Raw genomic sequence first — 20,754 nt, 5'->3', positions numbered from 1 at the left:
CGTTTAGTAGGTGCACCAAATGAACACCTCGGACGAACCTCCGCCTGCCCAAGCGCAGCGGATGACCGCGCTCACGCTCTGGGCGCGACAGAACCTTTCACGCCTCATCTACTTCCTGCTGGGCGCGTCCAATCGCATCCGCCTGCCGACCCCCTCGGTGTTGCCCATCGCGGGCGCGGTGGTCGGGCTCTACAGCGGGCTGGCCGCGGGCATCTTCTCCAACCTCATTGGCGTGATGAGTGGCATCACGTTCAGCGCCGCGGAGCTGGCGGCGACGTTCAAGCCGCAGCGGCTGCGCACGTTGATGGAGTCGCTCTCCTCCGCGCGCTGGCACCTGGAATACGCGCTGGTGGGCGTGCCGCTCGCCCTGGGCGCGCTCCTGCTGGCGCGGGTGATTGAGCCCGGCGGCCCTCGCGACGAGGTGAAGCGCCGCCTGCGCCTGCTGGCGCTGCTGACCCTGGGCGCGCTGTCGCTCTACTACCCGCTGGTGGGCCTGGCGGCCGTGAACGCCGTGTTCGGCCACGCGCACAACCTGCCCGCGGTGCTGCCGCACCTGCCCTGGTGGCTGATGCTGCTCGCGCCCACGGTGGGCGGCCTGGCGGTGGGGCGGCTGTTGCGCGACCGGCCGGAGACGCATGGCCACGGCCTTCCGGAGGTGGTGCGCGCGGTGAAGAGCGGCGCCAACGTGGTGCCGGCGGACCGGGGGCTGCTCAAGCTCATCGCGTCCGCCATCACCATTGGCAGCGGCGGCTCCGCGGGCCGAGAGGGCCCCATCGTCTATGGCGGCGCGGCGTTCGCGTCCAGCGTGGGGCGCGTGCTGGGCTTCAGCCGCAGGGAGCTGTCCATCCTGTTGGCGTGCGGCGCGGGCGCGGGCATCTCCGCGTCCTTCAACGCCCCCATCGCGGGCGCGGTGTTCGCGATGGAGATCATCCTGCGCGAGTTCGAGCTGCGGGTGTTCTCCCCCATCATCCTGGCGAGCGTGGCGGGCACGCTGGTGAGCCGCGGCGTGCTGGACGAAGCGCCCATGCTCAACCGGGTGAACTACGAGCTGGTCAGCGGCTCGGAGGTCTTCGCCTACGCGGCGCTGGGCATCGGGTGCGGGCTGCTCTCGTTCGCGTTCGTGAAGCTGCTGCACGGGGTGGAGCACTTCTTCCACGGCGGCATGGGTGGAAGGTTGTCCCCGTGGCTGGGGAAGAAGCCGCTGCCGGTGCGCGCCGCGCTGGGCGGCCTCTGCACGGGCTTGCTCGCGTTCCTGAGCCCCACGGTGTGGGGCAGCGGGCACGACTACATCAACCTGGCGGCGGCGGGACAGCTGCCCTTCCTCTTCCTGGTGACGGCGTGCGTGCTGAAGCTCGTGGGCACGTCGCTCACCATTGGTTCAGGCGGCTCCGGCGGCACGTTCTTCCCGGCGGCGCTGATTGGCGCCATGGCGGGCGGCGCGTTCGGCACGCTGGTGCACTACTTCTTCCCGCACGCCACGGGCCCCAGCGGCGCGTACGCCATCGTGGGCATGGGCGGCGCGGTGGCGGCGCTCACGCGCGGTCCGCTCACCGGCATGATGATGCTGTACGAGCTGAGCGGCAGCCACGAAATCATCCTGCCGCTGATGGTGACGTGCACTATCGCGTCCGCGGTGTGCCACTTCCTCACGGAGCGCACGGCGCCCAAGGTGCAGAGCGACGAGGACCTGCTGGCGGCCACGCACGTGCGCGCCCTGATGACGGAGGTGCCGGCGGTGACCGCGGGCACGCCGCTGCGCGCGCTGACGGACCAGCTGCTCACGTCCGAGGCCGGCACGCTGCCGGTGCTGGACACCGAGGGCAACCTCTACGGCACGGTGCAGGTGGAGCAGCTGCGCGAGGTGTGGCGCGACGAGTCCATGTACCCGCTGCTCGTGGCCAGCGACCTGGCGCGCAAGCTGCCCGCGCTGGCGCCGGACTCGGACCTGGCGCATGCGCTCCAGGTGATGGACCAGGAGGACGTGGACGCATTGCCGGTGGCGCCCGTGCTGGGCCTCTCTCCGTGCGGGCTCATCACCCGCGCCGCCGTGCGGCGCTTCCTCTTCGCGCAGCACACGCGCGCGCACTCGACGGGCAACTACCCCGTCACGCCCTCGGAGGCGGCGCACTGAGCCTTTGATGCAGGGCGTGGCCAGGGTGGGTCTGTCAGGAAACCCGGGGAGCGGGCATCCTTGGGCGCCATGTCCGACCCCGCCCTGTCCGCCCTGCGCTCCGAGCTGAACGCCACCTTCCACGACGCCCGGGTGCGTCAGATGGTGGCGCTGGGACGCAAGGCGCGGACGGACCCGGCGGCGCAGGCGCAGCTGGACGCGCTGTCGCGGGGTGACGCCTTCGAGCGGCGGCTGGCCCTGGCCGCCCAGTTCACGCGCCGGGATGGCGCGGCGGTGCTGAAGGCCACGGCGGACGAGTCCTTCCGCGTGCGCGCGCTGGCCTTCGAGCTGGTGTCGCTGGCCTGTGACGATGCCCAGGCGCTGGAGGCGCTGCGCATGGCGCACGGGATGCGCCGCGAGCAGGCCGTCATCCACCAGCTGCGCAAGCGCAAGCGGCACGCCGTCATCGACGCGTTCCTGGACGGGCTGGCGGAGCGGGGCGAGCACGTCACCTTCGCGGACACGGCGCCGCTGGGCTCCGAGGCGAGCCTGCGCAAGCACCTGGCGCGCGCGCTGGAGCGGCCCAGCTACCGGTTCTGGGCGCGGCTGGCCCGGCATGCGCCCTCCGTGCTGGGACAGGTGCTGCTGGAGCAGCTGAATGCCGTCCCGGGCGAGCCGGACCCCGTCACGAGGCAGAACCTGGCGTGGGGCATGGGGTGGCTGGCGGAGCGGACGCCGGACGTGGCGGAGACGCTGCTGGCGCTGCTCCTGGAGCGAGGCATCCCGCCGGACGAGCACGCCGTGCGGACGCTGGTGAAGCATCGCCCCTTGCGCATGGTGGCGCTGCTGCGCCAGCGGTCCCCGGCGTTCCTCCCGCACCTGCTGTTCGCGAGGTCCCTGGCGTCGCTGGATGCCGAGTCCCTGACGTGGATCGTCCAGCGCGACCCGACGCTGCTGGGCCGCGCGGAGGACGTGCTGAAGGAGCTGCCGGAGCCGCTGCACGCGACGCTCACCAATGCCTGGGCCGCGTCCGTGGAGCGGGCCCCCGCGTGGGGCACGCCCCTCATCGCGCGCATCGCGGACCCGGCCCTGCGTGAGAGCGTCTACGCGCGCTGGACCGTGGGGGCGCGCACCCGGGATGGCGTCATCGCGCCGGAGTACGTGCGGCACCTGCCGGTGGAGCTGCGCGAGCGGGAGGCGCGCCGGCACCTGGACGAGGTGGTGGCGCTGGGGACGCGCGCGGAGGCGCGGTTCGCCTATGCGCGCTTCCTGCCCTGGGAGGAGGCGCTGGGCGCGCTGCGGGGCACGCTGGGGCACCCGGACGCGGCGATGCGCGGCGTGGCGCTGAGCGCACTCCTGGCGCTGCCCGGCCTGCGCCCGGATGAGCCCGCGTGGGTGGCCCCCGCGCTGGCGATGGTGCTGGCCCGGAAGAACGAACAGGACCCCGTGCGCGGGGTGATGCTCCAGGCGCTGACCGAGTGGCCCCGGCGGATGTGGCGCGCCGAGCACACCGAGGCCCTGGGAAGGATGCTGCGCGACGCGCTGGACGCGGCGGACCTGTCCATGGGGACGGCGCAGTCGGCGGAGCGGCTGCTGGTACGGGCCTTCGGCGCGGACCCGGCGTGGGGCGCGCAGTGGCTGGGCACCTTCCTCAAGGAGCGCGGCCGCATCCAGGACGGCGGGCTGGGCCACCGGTTGACGGACGACGAGGTGCGCAAGGCCGCGCCCCACCTGCTGGCGCTGGCGAAGGTCTGGACGGAGCGTGAGCGCGGCGGACCCCTGCTCCAACTGGCGGCGAGCCTGGGCAAGCGCGCGGCGCTGGTGCCCGGCCTGTCGGATTGGCTCGTCTCCGTGCGCGACACGGCGCCGGACAACCGGCTGGCGCTGGCGTTGAGCGCGTGGCTGTCCCGGGAGGACCGGCCGCGCTTCGAATCGACCCTCGCGGCCACCCTGCGCCGCTGGCGGGACCGGGGCTGGGACGAGGAGGTGGTGGCGCTGGCGGCGGCGGAGAAGGACGGGCTCCCGCTGCACCGGGAGCTGGTGGAGGAGCTGGAGCGCGTGGCGCTGCGGCTGGGCAAGCCGTCCGGCAATGCGCTGTGGGTGCTGCGCTCCCGCGCGGTGAAGGACTTCGACCGGATGCTGCCCGCGTTGCTCAAGCGGGATGAGAGCGCCATCGCCATCCCCGTGGTGCGCGAGTTCCTGCACCGGCGGCGGCAGGACCTGCTGGGGCCGTACCTGAACGCGCCGGTCATCACCGGCCAGTTCGCCACGGGCGTGACTCACTGGCTCCTGCCGTTCGACTCGGGGTTCTTCCGGTGGACGGTGGAGCAGAACCAAGCGTATTCGCGCGCGCTCTCGAAGCTGTGCGCGGACATGGAGCGGGACACGCCGTCCGTGCTGGTGGCGGTGACGCGGATGGCGGCGCTGGACTGGGCGCCCATGGACTCGCTCCTGGCGCTGGCGAACGACAAGCGGCCCGCGGTGCAGGAGCGGGCCCTGCGGGTGATGGCCCGGTGCGACCAGGGCCAGGGCGTGCCCACGCTGCTGGCGGCGCTGGAGGATTCGCGCGCGCGCATCGCCATCTACGGCCTGCGCCGCGCGTTCAACGGCATGCCCGTCACGCGGGTGCTGACGCTGCTGGCGGAGGTGCCGCTGACCAAGGTCACGGTGGCCAAGGAGGTGGTGCGCCTGCTGGGCGAGCTGCGCTCGGACGCGAGCTATGAGCGGCTGCTGGAACTGGACGCGAAGCCGTTGCACCGCGACGTGCGCATCGCGCTCCTGCGCGCGCTGTGGGACCACCTGGACCGCGAGCCCACGTGGGCGGTGTTCGAGCGCGCCGTCACCAGCGAGGACGCCATCATGGCGTCGCGCGTGGGGGACATCCCGGCGGACCGGCTGACGGAAGGACTGGATGCGCGGCTGTCCGCGCTGCTCGCGAAGGTGCTGGCGCGGCCGGAGCCGGATGCGCGTATCGACCTGCTGCGGCGCGCGGCCTGGCTGTCCGTGAAGGACCGGGAGCGCGTGTTCCTCTCCGCCTGTGGCGCGCGGCTGGCCTCGCCGTATGACGACGAGGTGCGCGCGGCGATGGGCGCGCTGGTGTACCGGGCCGACGAGCGCGACGTGGAGCTGTTCGAGCGGATGCTGGAGGCGGTGTCCCAGGACCGGCGCGCGCTGAGCGTGGCGATGGACGCGCTGCTCCAGCCCCGGGACCGGATGCGGCCCGTGCCCCTGAGCGCGGTGCAGGGACTGGTGACGGGGCTGCTCACGAAGGACCCGTGTCTGGCGACGCTGCGCGTGCGCTGCGCGGCGGTGGCCCTGGCGCCGCCGGCCTTCGCGAGCCACCTGGACACGATGGGCCAGGAGGGCTGGCTCCACGCGGACGCGCTGATGGCGGCCCAGGTGGCGGTGTCGAACCTGCCGGTGGACATGATGGAGACGGTGGGCGGACCTCTGGCGCACAGCCCCAGTCCGGAGGCGCGGCGCGTGGCCCTGCACTGCCTGGTGCGCGACGCGGGGGACGGGCGCGGGTGGACGGAGGAGCGGCTGGAGGCGCTCGCCATGTTCCAGCGCGATGAGTCCCCGCTCGTGGCCGGCGCCGCGCAGTTCGTGTTCCCGCCCCGGGAGATGGTGAAGGCCCCGGAAGCGGCGGAGTAGGCCCCCTCGGGTCGCGGCGGTCCAAAACCTGTCCGACTGTCGGACAGGTTTTCGCGGTGCGCCACTGGCAGGGCGGCGCGTCCGTCTTCCCCGGCTCCGGACGCTCAGTTCAGGGAGCGGACCGGAGCCATCCAGGCGGCTCCGCGCTCCGCCTCGCTCGCGTACTGCTCCAGTCGCAGCGCCCGGTGGGCCACGGTGTGTTCGGCCAGGACCCGGGCCCGGGCTCGCATGCCCAGGTGGCGCCGGTCCGCTTCGGGCATCGCGAGCAGGTAGCGCAGCACGTCCTGCTCCGTGCGGGCGACCATCACCTCCTCGCCCAGCGCGAAGAGGTCCTCCAGGCCCGGCCAGGGGTCGCAGATGAGCGCCGCTCCGCGGGCGGCGGCCTCGAACAGGTTCGCTCCCGGCGTGTGCTCGGCCTGGGAGAGCGCCAGCGTGAAGCGCTGCGCACCGAGGAAGCCCCCGTGCTCCTGGAGGGAGGGGACCGCGTGCCTCGCTACGTTGGCGGGCCAGGCGTCATCCACCGCCGACAGCGTGCCCGCGAGCACGAAGCGCCCCTCGGGCCAGCCTCGCGCGGCGCCCAGCAACCATTGCTTCAGGAGCCCCCGCCGCTCCGGCGACGCCGGCCCCGCGTCCCCCAGGTCCCAGCGCGTCCGGCCGCTTCCGGGCGCGAAGTGCTCCGCGTCCACTCCCGGCGGGAACACGCGCGCGCGGGCCACGCCCCACTCGCGCTCCAATTGACGGGGTACCGGGCCTCCACTGGAGCAGAGATACAGCCGGTAGCCCGCGAAGAGGCCCGGCGTCATGCAGGCGGGGTCCTCGCGAAGGGCGTGCCGAGCCAGCGTCCGGGGCGTGTCCCGGTCCCAGAAGACGGTGAGCCCCCTCGCCGTGTTCGTGGTCCAGCGGCTCACGTCCGCGACCTGCGGCGCCTCCGCGTCCACCAGCACCAAGTCCGCGCGGCGCACCCTCGAATGGAAGCGCGCGTGGAGGTCCGCCAGGTCCAGATACGACGCATCTCCGAGTGCACCGGGCGCCGAGCGCTCCAGGAAGAGGACCGCGTGGCCGCGCCGCCGGAGCGCCTGCGCGAGCTGTCTCGGGGCCGTGGCCGCCTGCACCTCGGCGGTGGCCCGGCACACGGGGCCCAGGAAGACGATGTCCATCCACTCGGGCCTCCTCACGCCCCCAGCCCGGCGGACGGAGGACGCCCCGCGCGCGGCATGCCCCAGGGCTATCGCTCCGCGCCCCGGGCGGACAAGCCAGCAGGCCGCGTGCCGCGTGAACTCCTCAACGGCACGGCCGGCGTCCGGCCCGCGCGTGCCATGAGGACGTCCGCGAGTGGACCGTGCCCCTGTCCCGTGAGCCAGAGCGCCTCGCGGCTACTTCGTCGCGGGCGCGGCCTGGGTGGGCGGCGTGGTGCCCGCCGGGGCCGCCGCGGGCTTCGCGGCGCCGCCCTTGCGCAGGGGACACGCGGCGATGGCGCCCGAGACGTCGATGGCGTCCTTGCCCTCGCTCACCTTGAGCACCTTGCGGTCATCGCCCACGACGAACGTGTAGCGCTTGGACACCGTCACCACCGGCATCTTCACGTCGTACGCGCCCACCACCTTGCCGTCCGGATCCGGGATGAACACGAAGGGCGCCTTCAGCTCCGTCTTGAAGCGCGCCAGCGTCTCCGCGTCGTCCGTGGAGAAGGCCAGCACCTGCCCCTGCGCCTGCTCGATGTCCTTGTAGCGGTCGCGGTACGCGGTCAGCTCCTTCGTGCAGCCGCTGGTGAACGCCTTGGGGAAGAAGGCCACGATGACGGGCCCCTTCTTCACCATCTCCGACAGCGTGTAGGTCGTCCCCGCGGTGTCCTTCACCGTGAAGTCCGGGGCGGTGTCACCCACCTGGGGAATCGCTGCGCTGAGCCATCCGACGACGAGCAGGGAGTTGAGCATGCCCGGGACTTAACGGGCCCCGGCCACCGCGACAAGCTCCCGGCGCCCCAGGCCCTTACGACGAGGCCATGCGGGCCCACACGGCGGCGGCGGCCTCGCGCGACTGCTCGGCCACCACCGTGGGGTTCACCGACAGCGGCCTGCGCGCCCACACGCGCCACACGCCGTCCACCATCACCGCCTCCACGTGGCGGCTGCCCAGCCCGTGCACCACGTGCCACGCCAGCGTCTCCGCGGTCAGCGGCGTGGGCGACAGGTAGTCCAGCACCAGCAGGTCCGCGAGCGCGCCCTCGCGCATGGGGCCGATGGCCGCCTCGAACACCTGTGACGCCAGCCGGTGGCCGTTGGCCAGGTAGCGCAGCACGTCGATGGGCTGCCCCGCCTCGCGCGAGCGCAGGTACGCCGCTTGCGCCTCCGCGAACAGGTCCGGCGACGTTCCGTCCGTCCCCAGCGACGCGCGCGCCCCGAACTTCAGCGCGGGCGCGTAGCCCACCTCCTGGCCCTGGTTGGAGCGCGGCGTGTGCAGGAACCATGTCCCCGTGGCCAGCACCTGCGCCAGGTCCGCCCACGCCAGGTGCCCCACGTGCGCCGCCATGGCGCGGGGTGACAGCAGGTTGCTGGTGAGCAGCCGCGTCACCGGCGAGTTGCCGTGGCGCTCGGTGGACAGCCGCTCGTCCAGCGGGTCCTCGGCGAGCGGGAAGTGCAGGCCGGTGCCGGTGGTGTTGAGCGCCTCGCCCAGGCCCTGGAGCGCGTCGTCGCCCAGCGTGAAGCAGGGGCCCGCGCCCACCTGTCCCCGGAAGCGGCCCCGGGCCTTGCGCGCGAAGCTGACCGTCTCCTCCAGCCCCTCCTCGCGGCCCACCGCGCCCATGCGGTCCGTCACCGCGTAGGACAGCACGCCGCGCACGCCCACCTCATGGAGGCCGCGCGCCGCGCGCAGGAGCGAGCCCGTCACCGCCTTGGGCGAGGCGTGCAGGTCGAACAAGGTGGTGGTGCCGCACTGGATGGACTCCAGGCCGCCCGCCGTGGCGGCCACCTGCACCGCGTCCAGGTCCAGCGCGTTCTCGAAGGGCCAGCGCACCTGCTCCAGCAGGCCCTGGTAGGACGTGGGGGTCGGACGGACCAGGCCGCGCGACAGCACGGTCGCCAGCCGGTGGTGGGCGTTGACGAGCCCCGGGAAGACGAGCTTGCCGGACAGCGCGACCACCTCGTCGTCGGGGCCGGGCGCGAGGTCCTCGCCCCGCGCCACGATGCGCTCACCTTCGATGCGCAGGTCCACCCGCTCCACGGACGCAGGTTCCAGCTCGACGACGAAACCACCCTTGAGGACGGTGCCCAACATCCCTCCCTGCATTCGCGTGAAGTACGCGAGGTTCGTGAAGGCGGCCCCCTCCCCTTAGGGGTCACGCGTGAGGCCCGCGACGTTAGCACTCCCGGCCCGTCCTCCGTCATCGGCTCCACACATCCGTTCACCCACACCCGTCGTCCCGGCCGGCCCAATACGGTGGGCATGCGCCGGGCAGCCGGGGCCAGGCAGGCAGGCGGCGCGTCATGACGTTGGGCGCCGGGGGCGCGGGCCCGTAGACTGGCGCCACCTTGGTGTCGGAACCCGGCGTTTCCTGGGCAGGCCGCTACCGCTTGAGCGCGCGCATCGCGACGGGCGGCATGGCGGAGGTGTATCTGGCGCGCGCCATCAGCCTGGACGGGCAGCGTGGCCCGGCCGTGGCGGTGAAGCGGCTGATGCCGCACCTGGTCGCGGACCGGCGCATCGTGCAGATGTTCCTCAACGAGGCGCGCATCACCGCGCAGGTGCGCCACCCCAACGTGGTGTCCATCCTGGAGCTGGGCATGGAGGGCGGGGAGCCCTTCATCGCCATGGAGCTCTTGGAGGGGCGCTCGTTCGCGGAGGTGCGGCAGGAGGCCGCCGAGCGAGGCCAGCGCGTGCCCCTGGGCATCACCCTGCGCGTGCTGGTGGATGCGTGCCGGGGGCTGGATGCCGCGCACCGCGCCGTGGACGAGGCGGGCCGGCCGCTGAAAATCGTCCACCGCGACTTCACGCCGGACAACATCCACGTCGGGGCGAACGGCGCGGTGAAGGTCATCGACTTCGGCATCGCGAAGGCGGACGCGATGGGAGCGGGGACGGAGCCCGGGACGCTGAAGGGGAAGTTCTTCTACATGTCGCCGGAGATGATCGCCGGCCGCAGCGTGGACCACCGCGCGGACCTGTTCGCCGCGGGGGTGATGCTCTACGAGCAGCTGTGCGGCCGGCGGCCCTTCACCGGCATGTCCACCGACGAGGTGCTCACGCGCATCTCCGAAGGAAGGCCGAAGCCGCCCACCGCGTTCGACCCGTCCGTGCCGCAGGCGCTGGAGACGGTGTGTCTCAAGGCGCTCGCGAAGGACCCGGAGGCGCGCTTCGACAGCCTGCAGACGTTCATCGCCGCCATCGAGAGGCTGGGCGGGCCCGCGGAGGTCGCCGCGCCGGCGCAGGTGGCCGGGTACCTGGACACGCTGTTTCCGCCGGACCGGGACCCCAAGCGGCTGGCGCTGCGCAACGCGAGGCTCGCGGATCCGTCCAATTCGGGCGCGGATGGAACCCCCGGCATGGACGTGCTCCCGCCGTTCGGCGTGCAGGGCATCCCGTCCTGGCCCGTGCCTCCACCGGTCGCCGCTCCGGAGGCCTTGCGCCCCCTTCCGCCCGTGGGCAGCCACACCGTGTCGATTCGCGGTGCGACCCGGCCCGTGACGGCGGAGATTCCGGCCTCGACCCCGAGCGCCCCGGCGGAGGGCGCCGCGAGCCTCCAGGCCCCGGTGTCCGAGAGCACGGTGCGCGCTCGCGAGCCGGCGTCGCGTGGCGCTCCCCGGTCGCGCAGGGCGCTGGCCATCGTGGCGGGCGTGCTCGCGCTGGGCGGACTGGGCGCGGGGGCCACGTGGTACCTGCGGCGCCCGGACCTGCCGCCCCCCGCGAGGATCGCCGCCGCCGAGGCCGCGACGACGGCGGAGGCGAAGGTGTCCGCGCTGGAGGGGCTGGGCAAGGACGTGCGCGCCACGGCCGGGGAGCTGGCTCGCGCGGGCACGCTGCTGCTCGACGCGGGCGCCCACCCGCAGGCCCTGGCGCTGGCGGAGGCCTATACCTCGCGCTTCCCGAAGGAGGCGGAGGCGCACCTGCTCGCCGCGCGCGCCGCCACCGAGCTGCGCATGGGCAAGCGCGCGGAGCGCGCCATCGACGAGGCCACCGTCCTGGCCCCCAAGGACATCCGCGCGCCGTTGGCCCTGGCCGACCTGCGGGCCCTCCAGGGGGATGTGCCGGGTGCGCTGACCGCGCTCGCGAAGGCGTACGCGCAGGCGCCGGGCTCCGCCAAGGTCGCCCCCCGCTACGGCCAGCTCCTGTCGCAGGGAGGCCGGCTGGACGAGGCCGCCACCGTGCTGTCCGCCTGGACGCGCCAGCACGACGACGCCGAGTCCCTGGCGGAGCTGGGCTTCGTGCGCTTCCGGCAGGAGAAGCTGGACGACGCCACCGCCCTGCTCAAGCGCGCGCAGCGCAAGGCCCCCTCGCTCGCGGTGGCCCACTCCTACCTGGGCGCGGTCCTCTTCCGGCAGGGCGACCTGCGCGGCGCCGAGCGCGAATATCGGGAGGCCGAGCGTCTGGCCCCGGACGATCCCCGCGCCCTCACCGCGCGTTGCCAACTGCACGTCCACGAAGGCGATGCCACCGGGGTGGCCGAGGTGAAACGTACGCTGGCGGAAAGGTTTCCGGACCGGGCGGTGGCGCTCGCGGCGGAGTGCGGAGCGGGGAACTAGCTTCCACCACCATGCGCCTTCGCTTGCTCGCCCTCGCCGCGTCCAGCCTGCTGCTGACCGCCACCGCGTGCGGCGCCACGGACGACTCCAGCACGCCGCCCGACGACGAAACGGAGCTTCCGGACACGCCGGCCGGGGACGTGGCTCCCGCGGACCGCACGGCCTGCTCGGGCCTGACCGTGACGCCCGGCACCTACGACTGGACGGTCGAGCACGGCGGCCAGACGCGCGCCTACCGCGTCCATGTCCCCACCGGCTACGACGCCACGAAGCCCACGCCCGTCGTCCTCAGCTTCCACGGCTTCGGCTCCACCGAGCAGGAGCAGGAGGCGCTGACCGGCTTCTCCACCCTGGCCGACGCGGAGGGCTTCATCGCCGTATACCCGCGCGGCCTCAACTTCCCGGAGATCTACGGCCGGGGCGAGGCGGACACACGGGGCTGGAATGGCGAGGCGTGCTGTGGCCCGGCGCAGATCGCCAACGTGGACGACGTGGGCTTCGTGGACGCGCTGCTCGCGGACCTGGACACCCGCGTGTGCACCGACCCGCGCCGCGTCTTCGCCAACGGCTTCTCCAACGGGGGGTTCTTCTCCTACCGGCTGGCCTGTGAGCGCGCCCAGCGCATCGCCGCCATCGCGCCCGTGTCCGGCATGGAGGGCGTGACGGACTGCCGCCCGTCGCGTCCCGTCCCCGTGCTCCATTTCCACGGCAGCGCCGACGAGACCATCTTCTACGACGGAGGCAGCAACGTGCTCGGGGGAAGGCCCTACCCGTCCGCTCCGGAGTCCGTGCGCCGCTTCGCGGAACTCAACGGCTGCACCGGCCCCCAGCAGCAGACGTATCAGCAGGGCAACAGCACCTGTGTGGCGTATACGGGCTGCCAGCCGGAGAGCGCCACCGCGAGCCTGTGCACCGTCACTGGCGGCAAGCATGCCTGGCCGGGCCAGCCCCTCTACAATGGCGGCACGACGGACCTGGACGCGACCCTTCAGATGTGGCGCTTCTTCCAGGCGCGTCCCCGCCCTTGAAGGAGGCCAGGCCACGCAGCCCCGCGCGCTCATCATCAACGCCGATGACCTGGGCTACGACCCGGGCATCACCCGGGGCATCCTCCAGGCCCTGCGCGAGGGCGTCGTCTCCTCCGCCACCCTGCTGGTGAACGCACCGGACTCCGAGTCCGCCGCGAGGCAGGCCCGGGGACTCGCCATCGGGTTGCACCTGAACCTGGACCGGGGCGCGCCCGTGGCCCAGGGCTTCCCGCGCGAGTGGCGCACCGTGGATGGAGGCCTCGACGGCGGCCGCGTGGACGGACTGCCCGCGGACGTGGTGGAGGCGGAGGCGCTCGCGCAGTTGGAGCGGCTGGAACGATTGCTGGGCCAGGCCGCCACGCACCTGGACGTGCACAAGCACCTGCACCGGCATCCTCAAGTATTGGAGGGACTGTCCCGCGTCGCGAGGCGCGCGGGCCTGCCGGTGCGCTCCATCGACGCGGACATGCGCGGCGAGCTGCGGGCCCGGAGCGTGGCCACGAACGACCACTTCGTGGGCGAGTCTGGCGCGACGGCGTACTGGACGCCGGAGCGCTTCGCCCAGACCCTGGCGGCGCTGCCTGGCGAAGGCGTCACGGAGTGGATGTGTCACCCCGGCCACCTGCCCGAGCTCGTCACGACGCGCTACGCCGCGCAGCGAGAGGTGGAGCGGGCCACCTTCGTGGACGCCCGTGCGCGCACGGCCCTGGAACACGCGGGAGTGCGCCCCACGGACTACCGCGTCCTGCGCGAGGCCCCACTCACGCGGGCGTGACGAGCGGAAGCTCCGACTCCACCGGCGTCAGCGTCCGGCGATTCTCTCGCGTCAGCATGGTGCGCACGCCCGCGAGCAGCTCCTCCGGGCGGTACGGCCGAGGACACAGCGCGGCGTTCTCCTGCGCCCACCACGGCCGCGCATCCCCCGCCAGCAGGATGGGCACCGGCCTGGCGCGAGGCAGCGTGGCGAAGGTCTCCAGGAAGCTGCCCACCGCGGACTGCGTGGCGCTCGTGGACAGGACGATGAGGTCCACCGGCAGGTGCGTCGCCTTGCGCAGGGCCTCCGCGCCGCTCTGCACGGTGAAGACCTCGAAGCCCTCTGCGCGCAGGGTACGCTCCGCCGTGGCCTCCTGATTCGAGTCCTCGTCCAGCACCAGCACGCGCCGGGGCAGCCTGCGCACCTCGTGCGCGGGCATGCGCGGCAGGTCCAGGAGGAACGTGGAGCCTTCGCCCTCGCGGCTGCGCAGCGCCAGCGCGCCGCCGTGCATCTTCACGATGGAGTGGCTGATGAACAGCCCCAGCCCCAGCCCGCCGAAGTTGCGGTGCGACACGTTGCGCGCCCGGTAGAAGCGCTGGAACACCAGCGCTTGATCCGCGCCCGGAATCCCGATGCCGTGGTCCTGCACCTGGATGCGCGCGGACTCGGCCGTGCGCCCCACCCGCACCGCGATGGGCGCCCCCACCGGGCTGTACTTGTGCGCGTTCTCCAGCAGGTTCACCAGCACCTGCTCCAGCCGGTCCCGGTCCCCCAGCACCCAGACGCCGTCGTGCGGCACGTCCACCGTGAAGGGCCGCTCGAAGGCGTGCCGGAAGTGGTCCACCACCTCCGCCACCAGTTGCCCCACCTCCAGCGGAGACGAGTCCAGCGCCAGCCGGCCCAGCTCCAGGCGGCTTGCGTCCAGCAGGTCCTCCACCAGCCCCGCCAGCCGGTCCACCTGCCGCTTGGACTTGAGCACGCTCGCGAGCGCCACCGGCTGCCCCGCGGCGAGGCGGCGCTCCATGGAGTACAGCCCCAGCTTCAGCGGCGTGAGCGGCGTCTTCAGCTCGTGCGACGCGATGGACATGAACTCCTCGCGCACGCGCAGGGCGGACTGGGCCTCGCGCAACAGCCGCGCGTTCTCCACCGCCACCGCCAACTGGCTGGCCGCCGCGCTCCACATCTCCAGTTCGCGCACGGAGAAGGACGCGCCCTGCTCCTTGTAGATGAGCAGGAGCCCCACCGTGCGGCGCGGCGCGCACAGCGGCACCGCCGCGAACACGGAGCCCACCGCGTCGCCGTACCCGCGCTGGATGCCCAGCTGCGGCTGGCGCAGCGCCAGGGCTTGGCGGTAGGGGTCCTCGGACGGGTCGAACGCGTCCTGCGGCGCGTCCAGGCCCTCCAGGTCCGACACCGCCATGCGCTTGAGCGTCGCGTCGTCCTCCTCGTAGAGGAACACCTCCGCGCGCCGCACCTGGGCACACCGCACCAGCGACACGACGGCGGCCGAGCAGACGCGGTCGACCTCCAGCGACTCACCCACCGCGCGGGCAATCTCCCGCACGGCCTGTGAAAACGCGCCCTCGTCGTCCACGCCGGACGGCTCCACCACCAGCCACGCCCCGGCCGTGCCGTTCGTGTGGGTGGGCTTCACCTGCACACGCACCTGCCGCAGCGTTCGGGTGATGACATGGCCGGAGTGGGCCCGGTGCTCGCGGATGGCGCGCTCCAGGGCGTCCAGGCTGCGGCCCGGCTCCAGGGCCTCCAGCAGGGTGCTGCCCTGTGAGAGCGTCACGCCCGTCTTGGCCGCGAAGCCCTCCTCGCACCATTGGACGCGCAGGTCGGCCCCCACGCGCAGGAGCGCTTGGGGCAGGCACGAGAGGACATCCTCGAGGTCATTGGGTGGCAGCATGGAAGGGGGCGAAGCAGGGGTCGCCGGAGGGAGATAGGAATCCCCGAGCATGATCGCCAACCACCCCCGGACGTTCTCCTGTCCCAGGGGGTCGCGGCACGTTGGGACCCGAACAGAGCCGGTGCCGGGCAGCCGGGGAGGCGACGTTGTGCAGGGCGGTGACACACGCCGAACGTGTGCTACACGACAGCGCATGCCCTCTCAGCCGTCCAAGGAAATCCAGACCTTCCCCAACCCCGCCGCCGATCGCGACTACGAGATCGCCTTCGACGTGCCGGAGTTCACCTGCCTGTGCCCCCTCACGGGCCAGCCGGACTTCGCGCGCTTCACCATCAAGTACGTGCCGGATCAGCTCTGCGTGGAGCTCAAGAGCCTGAAGATGTACATGTGGTCCTACCGCAACGAAGGCGCCTTCCACGAGAAGGTGACCAACACCATCGCGGACGACATCATCAAGGCCATCCAGCCGCGCAAGCTCACGGTGGTGGGCGACTTCTTCGTGCGCGGCGGCATCGGGACCATCGTCACCGTCACGCACGACAAGAAGAAGCAGGCCTGAGCCACGCCTCTCAGCGGGTGAGCTGCTCCAGGAGCGGCGCCCACTGGGACTGGGACAGGTAGAGGCCGGTGCCCGCCGCCGCGACGCCGGCGGTGAGCGCGGCCAGCACCCACTTGAGCTTGCCCGGCGCGCGCGTGGGCTTCTTCGTGGCGAAGACGTCCAGCACGCCCAGCTCCTGCTGGGTGAGGTGGGCCAGGGCCTCCGTCTCCGTGAGCTTCTCGCGGTAGCGCAGGAAGGCCACGAGCAGCGCGGGGTGGGACACGCGCACCTCGTGGGCGAGGAACAGGTCCAGCTCGCGGCGCATGGCCGCGGCGTCCGGGAAGCGGGCCTCCGGCTTCACCGACAGCGCGCGCTTCACGATGCGCGCGAGCGGCGGCGGCACGTTCGGCGCCACCTTCTGGAGCGGCGTGAACTTGCCGTCGCGGATGCGGGCGAAGACCTCGCCGGCCGTCTTGCCCACGAAGGGGCGGGTGCCGGAGAGGGCCTCGTAGAGGAGCACGCCCAGGGAGAAGATGTCGGTCCGCGCGTCGATGGGCGCGCCCGTCACCTGCTCCGGGGACATGTACGACGGGGTGCCCACGGCCATGCCCTGCTGGGTGAGGGCTTCGAGGCTGACATCCTTGGCGATGCCGAAGTCCATGAGCTTCACCTCACCGGACTTGGTGAGCATGACGTTCGCGGGCTTGAGGTCGCGGTGGATGATGCGGCGGAAGTGCGCGTGGTCGAGCGCGCTGGCGATGCGCGCGCCGATGACGGCGGCGACGTCCGGGGGCAGCGGGCCGTCCTTGATGAGGCCGTGGAGGGTGGGGCCGTCCACGTACTCCATGACCATGAAGAGGCTGTCGTTCTTCTCCACCAGGTCATAGAGCGTGACGATGTTCTGGTGGCGGAAGGCGGCGAGCGCCAGCGCCTCCCGGCGGAAGCGGGACAGGGCCTCCTGGTCGCGCTGGCCTTCGGGGAGCAGCTCCTTGATGGCGACCTCGCGCTGAAGCAGCTCATGCAGGCCGCGATACACCAACGCCATGCCGCCCCGGCCCAGCTCGCCGAGCACGCGGCAGGCGCCAATCTTGCGGTGGCGGATCCTCTCACTCTTCTCTGCGGCGGCGACGGTCACGGGTCGCAGGGTATCGATTCACGTCTCATGCGTCGATGGGCCCTCCCTGGCCGGGTGGATTCGCACAGGTGTGATGGAAAGGCGCGGTGTCGCTGTCTCGCGCCAGGGGGCCTACCTGGGGCGCGGGGACTGACAGGCGGGAGACAGCGGGCTGCGACGCGGGACGCATGGATGGCCTGCCTCACGGAGCGCTCCGCCACCCGTTCCCCTCCGTCCTGCACCGCCCCGCGGGCGTTCCCATGCTTCTTCCATTCAACGTGCCTGGGAGGACGCCATGACGGAACGGGACGCATACATCCAGAAGATGGAGGCCGAGCAGCGCGAGGCGACCGCTCGCTTCCGCGAAATCGAAGCCCAGGCGGACCTGGCCGACAGTGAGGACACGCTGGATGTCCTCACCGGCGCCCGTGCCTTCAACGACGACGTCAACCGCGAGCTCCAGGCGCTCCGCCGCGCCGACGAGCGCGACTGGGAGCGCGTCAAGGCCGGCGCGGAGAAGGCCCGCGGCCGCTTCCGCGAGCACCTGGACAAAGCGGGCTCCCGGTGGGCAGGGCTCCGCGAAGGCTACCAGCGCCAACGCGAAGCCGAGCTGAAGGAGCTGGGCGCGCAGATGGACAGTTGGATCGCCGCCCACAAGCGCACCCGGGCCGAGGACTCGCTGCTCACCCGCGAGGAGCTCGACTTCATCACGCGCGGCCTGAAGTCCTCCGGCGAGATGCTCAAGAACCTGCGCCACGCGCGCGGCCATGTCTGGAAGACGGCCCGCGATCAGTACGAGGCCAACTGGCGCGAGTTGCAGGAGCGCTCCCGCCGCATCCGCGCCGAGGGCGCCCAGGAGGAAGCCGGCGCTTCCCCCTCCTGAAGCCCCATCTTCACCAACGCCACACGGCTGTCACACGGCTACGCTAGGAACCGCCCCCACCTGGAGGGACACGGCCCGGAAGGACCGTGCCCCTCCAGGCGTTTTCGTCCGCGAGCCCATGGCCCTTCCCGCCCGTCCCTCCCCGACCCCCGTCCTCGCCGCCATCGATGTGGGCACCAACGCCGTGCGCCTGGAGCTGGCCCGCCCGGACGCCGAGGGCTCGCTCGAGACCCTGCACCAGGAGCGAGACCCCATCCGCCCCGGCGAGGGCGTCTTCAACACCGGCGTGATGTCGCCGGAGACGGCCGACCGCCTCCTGTCCACGCTGCGCCGCTACGCCGCGCTCTGCCGCCGTCACAAGGCCCAGGTGCGCGCCGTCGCCACCAGCGCGCTGCGCGAGGCCCGCAACCAGCAGGACATCGTGCGGCGCGTGCATGAAGAGGCCGGCCTGGAGCTGGAGGTCGTCAGCGGCAAGGAGGAGGCCCGCCTCATCTGCCTGGGCGTGCTGCACCGCAAGCCCGCCAACTCCCGCTCGCTCCTCGTGGACATTGGCGGTGGCAGCACGGAGGTGGCCATCGCCACCGGCGAGAAGCCCGACGAGCTCTGGAGCCTCTCCCTGGGCTCCGTGCGGCTCACGGAGGTGTTCGACACCGCGCGCGCCGTGACGCCCAAGCAGCTGCGGCTGATGCGCAGCTTCGTGGAGGAGACCCTCCACAAGACGCTCCCGGAGAAGCTCCCCGCCCTGCCCCGCGTGGCGCTGGGCTCGTCCGGCACCATTGGCGCCGTGGTCGGCTTCGCCGCCGCGGACAACGGAGGCAATGCCACCGTGCGACAGCTCACCCAGACCGTGGAGGCGCTGGCGAAGATGCCGCCGGAGCGCCGCCGCAAGCGCTTCGACCCGCGCCGCGCGGACATCATCGTCTCCGGCGCCGTCATCCTGGAGGGCGTCGCGCGTCACCTGGGCGTGGAGTCCGTCAGCATCGTCAACCGCGGCCTGCGCGACGGCCTGCTCGTGGACCTGCTCTACCGCCAGGACGAATCGCGCGAGGACCACAGCCTCGCGGACGCGGCGCTCGCCATGGGGCAGCGCTTCCGCTTCGACGAGAAGCACGCCCGCCAGGTGGCGCGCCTGTCCCTGGCCCTCTTCGACGGCCTGGCCTCGCTGCACCAACTGCCCCTGTCCGTGCGCCCGCACCTGGAGGTCGCCGCGCTCCTGCACGACATCGGCACGGCGGTCAGCTACGAGCGCCACCACCGCCACACCTACTACCTCATCCACAACGCGGACCTCCCGGGCCTGGCGGACCGCGAGCGTGAAATCATCGCGCGCGTCGCCCGCTACCACCGGCGCTCGCCGCCGGAGCTGTCCCACTCCGGCATGGCCGGGCTCACCCCGTCCGAAGCGCGGCGCGTGCGCAAGCTGGCCACGCTGCTGCGGGTGGCGAACTCGCTGGACCACAGCCACCACCAGCCCATCCGCGACTTCAAGGTGACGGACGGCCGCGAGGCGGTGACGCTGCACCTGCACGCCCGCCACCCCCTCGACCTGGAGCTGTGGAACGCCGAGCGCGAGGTCGCCGCCTTCCGCAAGGTGTTCGGCAAGCGGCTCACCTTCCAGGTCCACTCGGCCGGGCGTTAGCGTCCGTCTCCCCGCCCGCTCTCCGGCGGAGGGAGCGCGGCGCCTGTCCTGCCCCGCTCCAGCGCCATGCCCAGAGTCCAGACGAACGGGTCCCGTGTGCCTTCGCGAAGGCGCCGTGGGCCTTCACGTCTTTCGAGGCCCTGGCGGGGCAAGGAGCGGAACATGAAGGCAGTCGTTTTCCATGGCATCGGGGACATCCGGCTGGACGACGTCGCGGAGCCGAAGCTGAAGGAGCCCACGGACGCCATCATCCGGCTGACCGCCAGCGCCATCTGCGGCACGGACCTGCACATGATTCGCGGCACCATGCCCGGCATGAAGCCCGGCACCATCCTCGGCCACGAAGGCGTGGGCGTCATCGAGGAGTTGGGCAAGGACGTGCGCAACTTCAACGTGGGCGACCGCGTGGTCATCTGCTCCACCATCGGGTGCGGCAACTGCTCGTACTGCCGCGCGGGCTACTATGCCCAGTGCAACGACGCGAACCCCAACGGCCCCGACGCGGGCACGGCCTTCTTCGGCGGGCCGGCGATGACGGGCCCCTTCGACGGCATGCAGGCGGAGAAGGCGCGCATCCCGCACGCGGCCATCACCATGGTGAAGGTGCCCGACGGCGTCACCGACGACCAGGCCATCCTCGTCTCGGACATCTTCCCCACGGGCTACTTCGGCGCGGAAATGGCGGAAATCAAACCCGGTGACACCGTGGCGGTGTTCGGCTGCGGCCCGGTGGGCCTGTTCGCCATCGTGAGCGCGAAGCTGCTGGGCGCGGGGCGCATCTTCGCCATCGACAGCCACGAGGACCGGCTGGCGCTCGCGAAGGCCCAGGGCGCGGAGGTCATCAACTTCGAGCAGGAGGATCCGGTGGAGACGCTCAAGCGCTTCACCGGCGGCATCGGCGTGGACCGCGCCATCGACGCGGTGGGCGTGGACGCGCAGCACGCGCACCACGGCCCGGCGGCCAAGAAGGCCAAGGCGGAGAAGCCCGAGTTCAAGCGCGAGGTGGAGCAGGTCGCCCCCAAGCAGAATCCGGACGGCGACAACTGGGTGCCCGGCGACGCGCCGTCGCAGGCCGCGCAGTGGGCGGTGCAGGCGCTGGCCAAGGCGGGCACGCTGTCCATCATCGGCGTGTACCCGCAGACGATGAACGCGTTCCCCATTGGCGCGGCGATGAACAAGAACCTCACCCTGCGCATGGGCAACTGCAACCACCGCAAGTACATCCCCAAGCTGCTGGAGCTGGTGCGCTCCGGCACCGTGGACCCCACGGCCATCCTGAGCCACGTGAAGTCCATGGCCTCCGCCATCGACGCGTACCGCAACTTCGACCTGCGCAAGCCGGGCTGGGTGAAGGTGGAGCTGGAGCCGGGCGCCACGCTCCAGTGAC

The 20,754-nt window shown here is 72.4% G+C and carries 14 protein-coding genes; 9 read left to right on the top strand and 5 right to left on the bottom strand.

Going from position 1 to position 20,754, the window contains the following annotated elements:
* Positions 1-61: 61 nt before the first annotated feature.
* Together JYJ93_RS08985 and JYJ93_RS08980 are read left to right on the top strand one after the other, a co-directional pair.
* On the top strand, positions 62-2,131 hold the full coding sequence (locus JYJ93_RS08985; RefSeq protein ID WP_206800208.1) for a chloride channel protein: 2,070 nt from the start codon (positions 62-64) through the stop codon (positions 2,129-2,131).
* A gap of 69 nt (positions 2,132-2,200) precedes the next feature.
* Complete coding sequence (locus tag JYJ93_RS08980; RefSeq protein ID WP_206788017.1) at positions 2,201-5,764, top strand: hypothetical protein; 3,564 nt, start codon at positions 2,201-2,203, stop codon at positions 5,762-5,764.
* Between the two features lie 104 nt (positions 5,765-5,868).
* On the opposite strand, the gene JYJ93_RS08975 is transcribed toward JYJ93_RS08980, so the two are convergent.
* From JYJ93_RS08975 to JYJ93_RS08965, 3 genes are all read right to left on the bottom strand, one after another.
* On the bottom strand, positions 5,869-6,921 hold the full coding sequence (locus tag JYJ93_RS08975; protein WP_206788015.1) for a glycosyltransferase: 1,053 nt from the start codon (positions 6,919-6,921) through the stop codon (positions 5,869-5,871).
* Positions 6,922-7,137: 216 nt separating this feature from the next.
* On the bottom strand, positions 7,138-7,698 hold the full coding sequence (locus JYJ93_RS08970) for a redoxin domain-containing protein (RefSeq protein ID WP_206788013.1): 561 nt from the start codon (positions 7,696-7,698) through the stop codon (positions 7,138-7,140).
* Positions 7,699-7,753: 55 nt separating this feature from the next.
* Positions 7,754-9,034, bottom strand: a complete 1,281-nt coding sequence (locus tag JYJ93_RS08965; protein WP_206800207.1) for an amidohydrolase family protein — start codon at positions 9,032-9,034, stop codon at positions 7,754-7,756.
* Between the two features lie 299 nt (positions 9,035-9,333).
* Between JYJ93_RS08965 and JYJ93_RS08960 the strand changes: the two genes are divergently transcribed.
* The 3 genes from JYJ93_RS08960 to JYJ93_RS08950 are packed head-to-tail and all read left to right on the top strand — an operon-like array spanning position 9,334 to position 13,302.
* Positions 9,334-11,499, top strand: coding sequence for a serine/threonine-protein kinase (locus tag JYJ93_RS08960; protein WP_206788011.1), 2,166 nt, complete (start codon positions 9,334-9,336; stop codon positions 11,497-11,499).
* An 11-nt stretch (positions 11,500-11,510) separates the two neighbouring features.
* A complete protein-coding gene (locus tag JYJ93_RS08955) occupies positions 11,511-12,527 on the top strand; it encodes a hypothetical protein (RefSeq protein ID WP_206787999.1) in 1,017 nt (338 codons plus the stop codon).
* Complete coding sequence (locus tag JYJ93_RS08950; RefSeq protein ID WP_242543738.1) at positions 12,457-13,302, top strand: ChbG/HpnK family deacetylase; 846 nt, start codon at positions 12,457-12,459, stop codon at positions 13,300-13,302. The genes JYJ93_RS08955 and JYJ93_RS08950 overlap by 71 nt, the downstream gene beginning before the upstream one ends.
* On the opposite strand, the gene JYJ93_RS08945 is transcribed toward JYJ93_RS08950, so the two are convergent.
* Positions 13,289-15,193 carry an ATP-binding protein gene (locus JYJ93_RS08945; protein WP_206800205.1) on the bottom strand — a complete coding sequence of 635 codons (1,905 nt, stop codon included), beginning with the start codon at positions 15,191-15,193 and terminating at the stop codon, positions 13,289-13,291. The genes JYJ93_RS08950 and JYJ93_RS08945 overlap by 14 nt on opposite strands.
* A 193-nt stretch (positions 15,194-15,386) precedes the next feature.
* Between JYJ93_RS08945 and queF the strand changes: the two genes are divergently transcribed.
* Entirely contained in the window at positions 15,387-15,752 is a 366-nt protein-coding gene (gene queF / locus JYJ93_RS08940; protein WP_043322193.1) for a preQ(1) synthase, read from the top strand.
* A 10-nt stretch (positions 15,753-15,762) separates the two neighbouring features.
* Here queF and JYJ93_RS08935 read toward each other — a convergent pair whose 3' ends face one another.
* Positions 15,763-16,866 (bottom strand): serine/threonine-protein kinase, encoded by a 1,104-nt coding sequence (locus JYJ93_RS08935; protein ID WP_206787990.1) that lies wholly within the window; start codon positions 16,864-16,866, stop codon positions 15,763-15,765.
* Positions 16,867-17,140: 274 nt separating this feature from the next.
* On the opposite strand from JYJ93_RS08935, the gene JYJ93_RS08930 reads away from it, so the two are divergent.
* From JYJ93_RS08930 to JYJ93_RS08920, 3 genes are all read left to right on the top strand, one after another.
* Entirely contained in the window at positions 17,141-17,728 is a 588-nt protein-coding gene (locus tag JYJ93_RS08930) for a hypothetical protein (RefSeq protein WP_206787988.1), read from the top strand.
* 118 nt (positions 17,729-17,846) lie between these two features.
* Positions 17,847-19,367: a Ppx/GppA phosphatase family protein gene (locus JYJ93_RS08925; RefSeq protein ID WP_206787987.1), complete on the top strand. Its 1,521-nt coding sequence runs from the start codon at positions 17,847-17,849 to the stop codon at positions 19,365-19,367.
* Positions 19,368-19,529: 162 nt separating this feature from the next.
* The gene (locus tag JYJ93_RS08920; protein ID WP_206787978.1) at positions 19,530-20,753 is read left to right on the top strand and encodes a zinc-dependent alcohol dehydrogenase; all 1,224 of its coding nucleotides are present in this window, start codon (positions 19,530-19,532) and stop codon (positions 20,751-20,753) included.
* The last annotated feature ends 1 nt before the right edge of the window (position 20,754 follow it).

This window comes from Corallococcus sp. NCSPR001, from assembly GCF_017309135.1.
Lineage (GTDB): Bacteria > Myxococcota > Myxococcia > Myxococcales > Myxococcaceae > Corallococcus.
This window is presented reverse-complemented; position numbering and strand designations above follow the sequence as displayed.

What these genes read in the sequence shown, in the direction of transcription:
- JYJ93_RS08985 (WP_206800208.1), top strand. Translation starts at nt 62, where the DNA reads ATGACCGCGCTCACGCTCTGGGCGCGACAGAACCTTTCACGCCTCATC.
- JYJ93_RS08980 (WP_206788017.1), top strand. Translation starts at nt 2,201, where the DNA reads ATGTCCGACCCCGCCCTGTCCGCCCTGCGCTCCGAGCTGAACGCCACC.
- JYJ93_RS08975 (WP_206788015.1), bottom strand. Translation starts at nt 6,921, where the DNA reads ATGGACATCGTCTTCCTGGGCCCCGTGTGCCGGGCCACCGCCGAGGTG.
- JYJ93_RS08970 (WP_206788013.1), bottom strand. Translation starts at nt 7,698, where the DNA reads ATGCTCAACTCCCTGCTCGTCGTCGGATGGCTCAGCGCAGCGATTCCC.
- JYJ93_RS08955 (WP_206787999.1), top strand. Translation starts at nt 11,511, where the DNA reads ATGCGCCTTCGCTTGCTCGCCCTCGCCGCGTCCAGCCTGCTGCTGACC.
- JYJ93_RS08950 (WP_242543738.1), top strand. Translation starts at nt 12,457, where the DNA reads ATGGCGGCACGACGGACCTGGACGCGACCCTTCAGATGTGGCGCTTCT.
- JYJ93_RS08945 (WP_206800205.1), bottom strand. Translation starts at nt 15,193, where the DNA reads ATGCTGCCACCCAATGACCTCGAGGATGTCCTCTCGTGCCTGCCCCAA.
- queF (WP_043322193.1), top strand. Translation starts at nt 15,387, where the DNA reads ATGCCCTCTCAGCCGTCCAAGGAAATCCAGACCTTCCCCAACCCCGCC.
- JYJ93_RS08930 (WP_206787988.1), top strand. Translation starts at nt 17,141, where the DNA reads ATGACGGAACGGGACGCATACATCCAGAAGATGGAGGCCGAGCAGCGC.
- JYJ93_RS08925 (WP_206787987.1), top strand. Translation starts at nt 17,847, where the DNA reads ATGGCCCTTCCCGCCCGTCCCTCCCCGACCCCCGTCCTCGCCGCCATC.
- JYJ93_RS08920 (WP_206787978.1), top strand. Translation starts at nt 19,530, where the DNA reads ATGAAGGCAGTCGTTTTCCATGGCATCGGGGACATCCGGCTGGACGAC.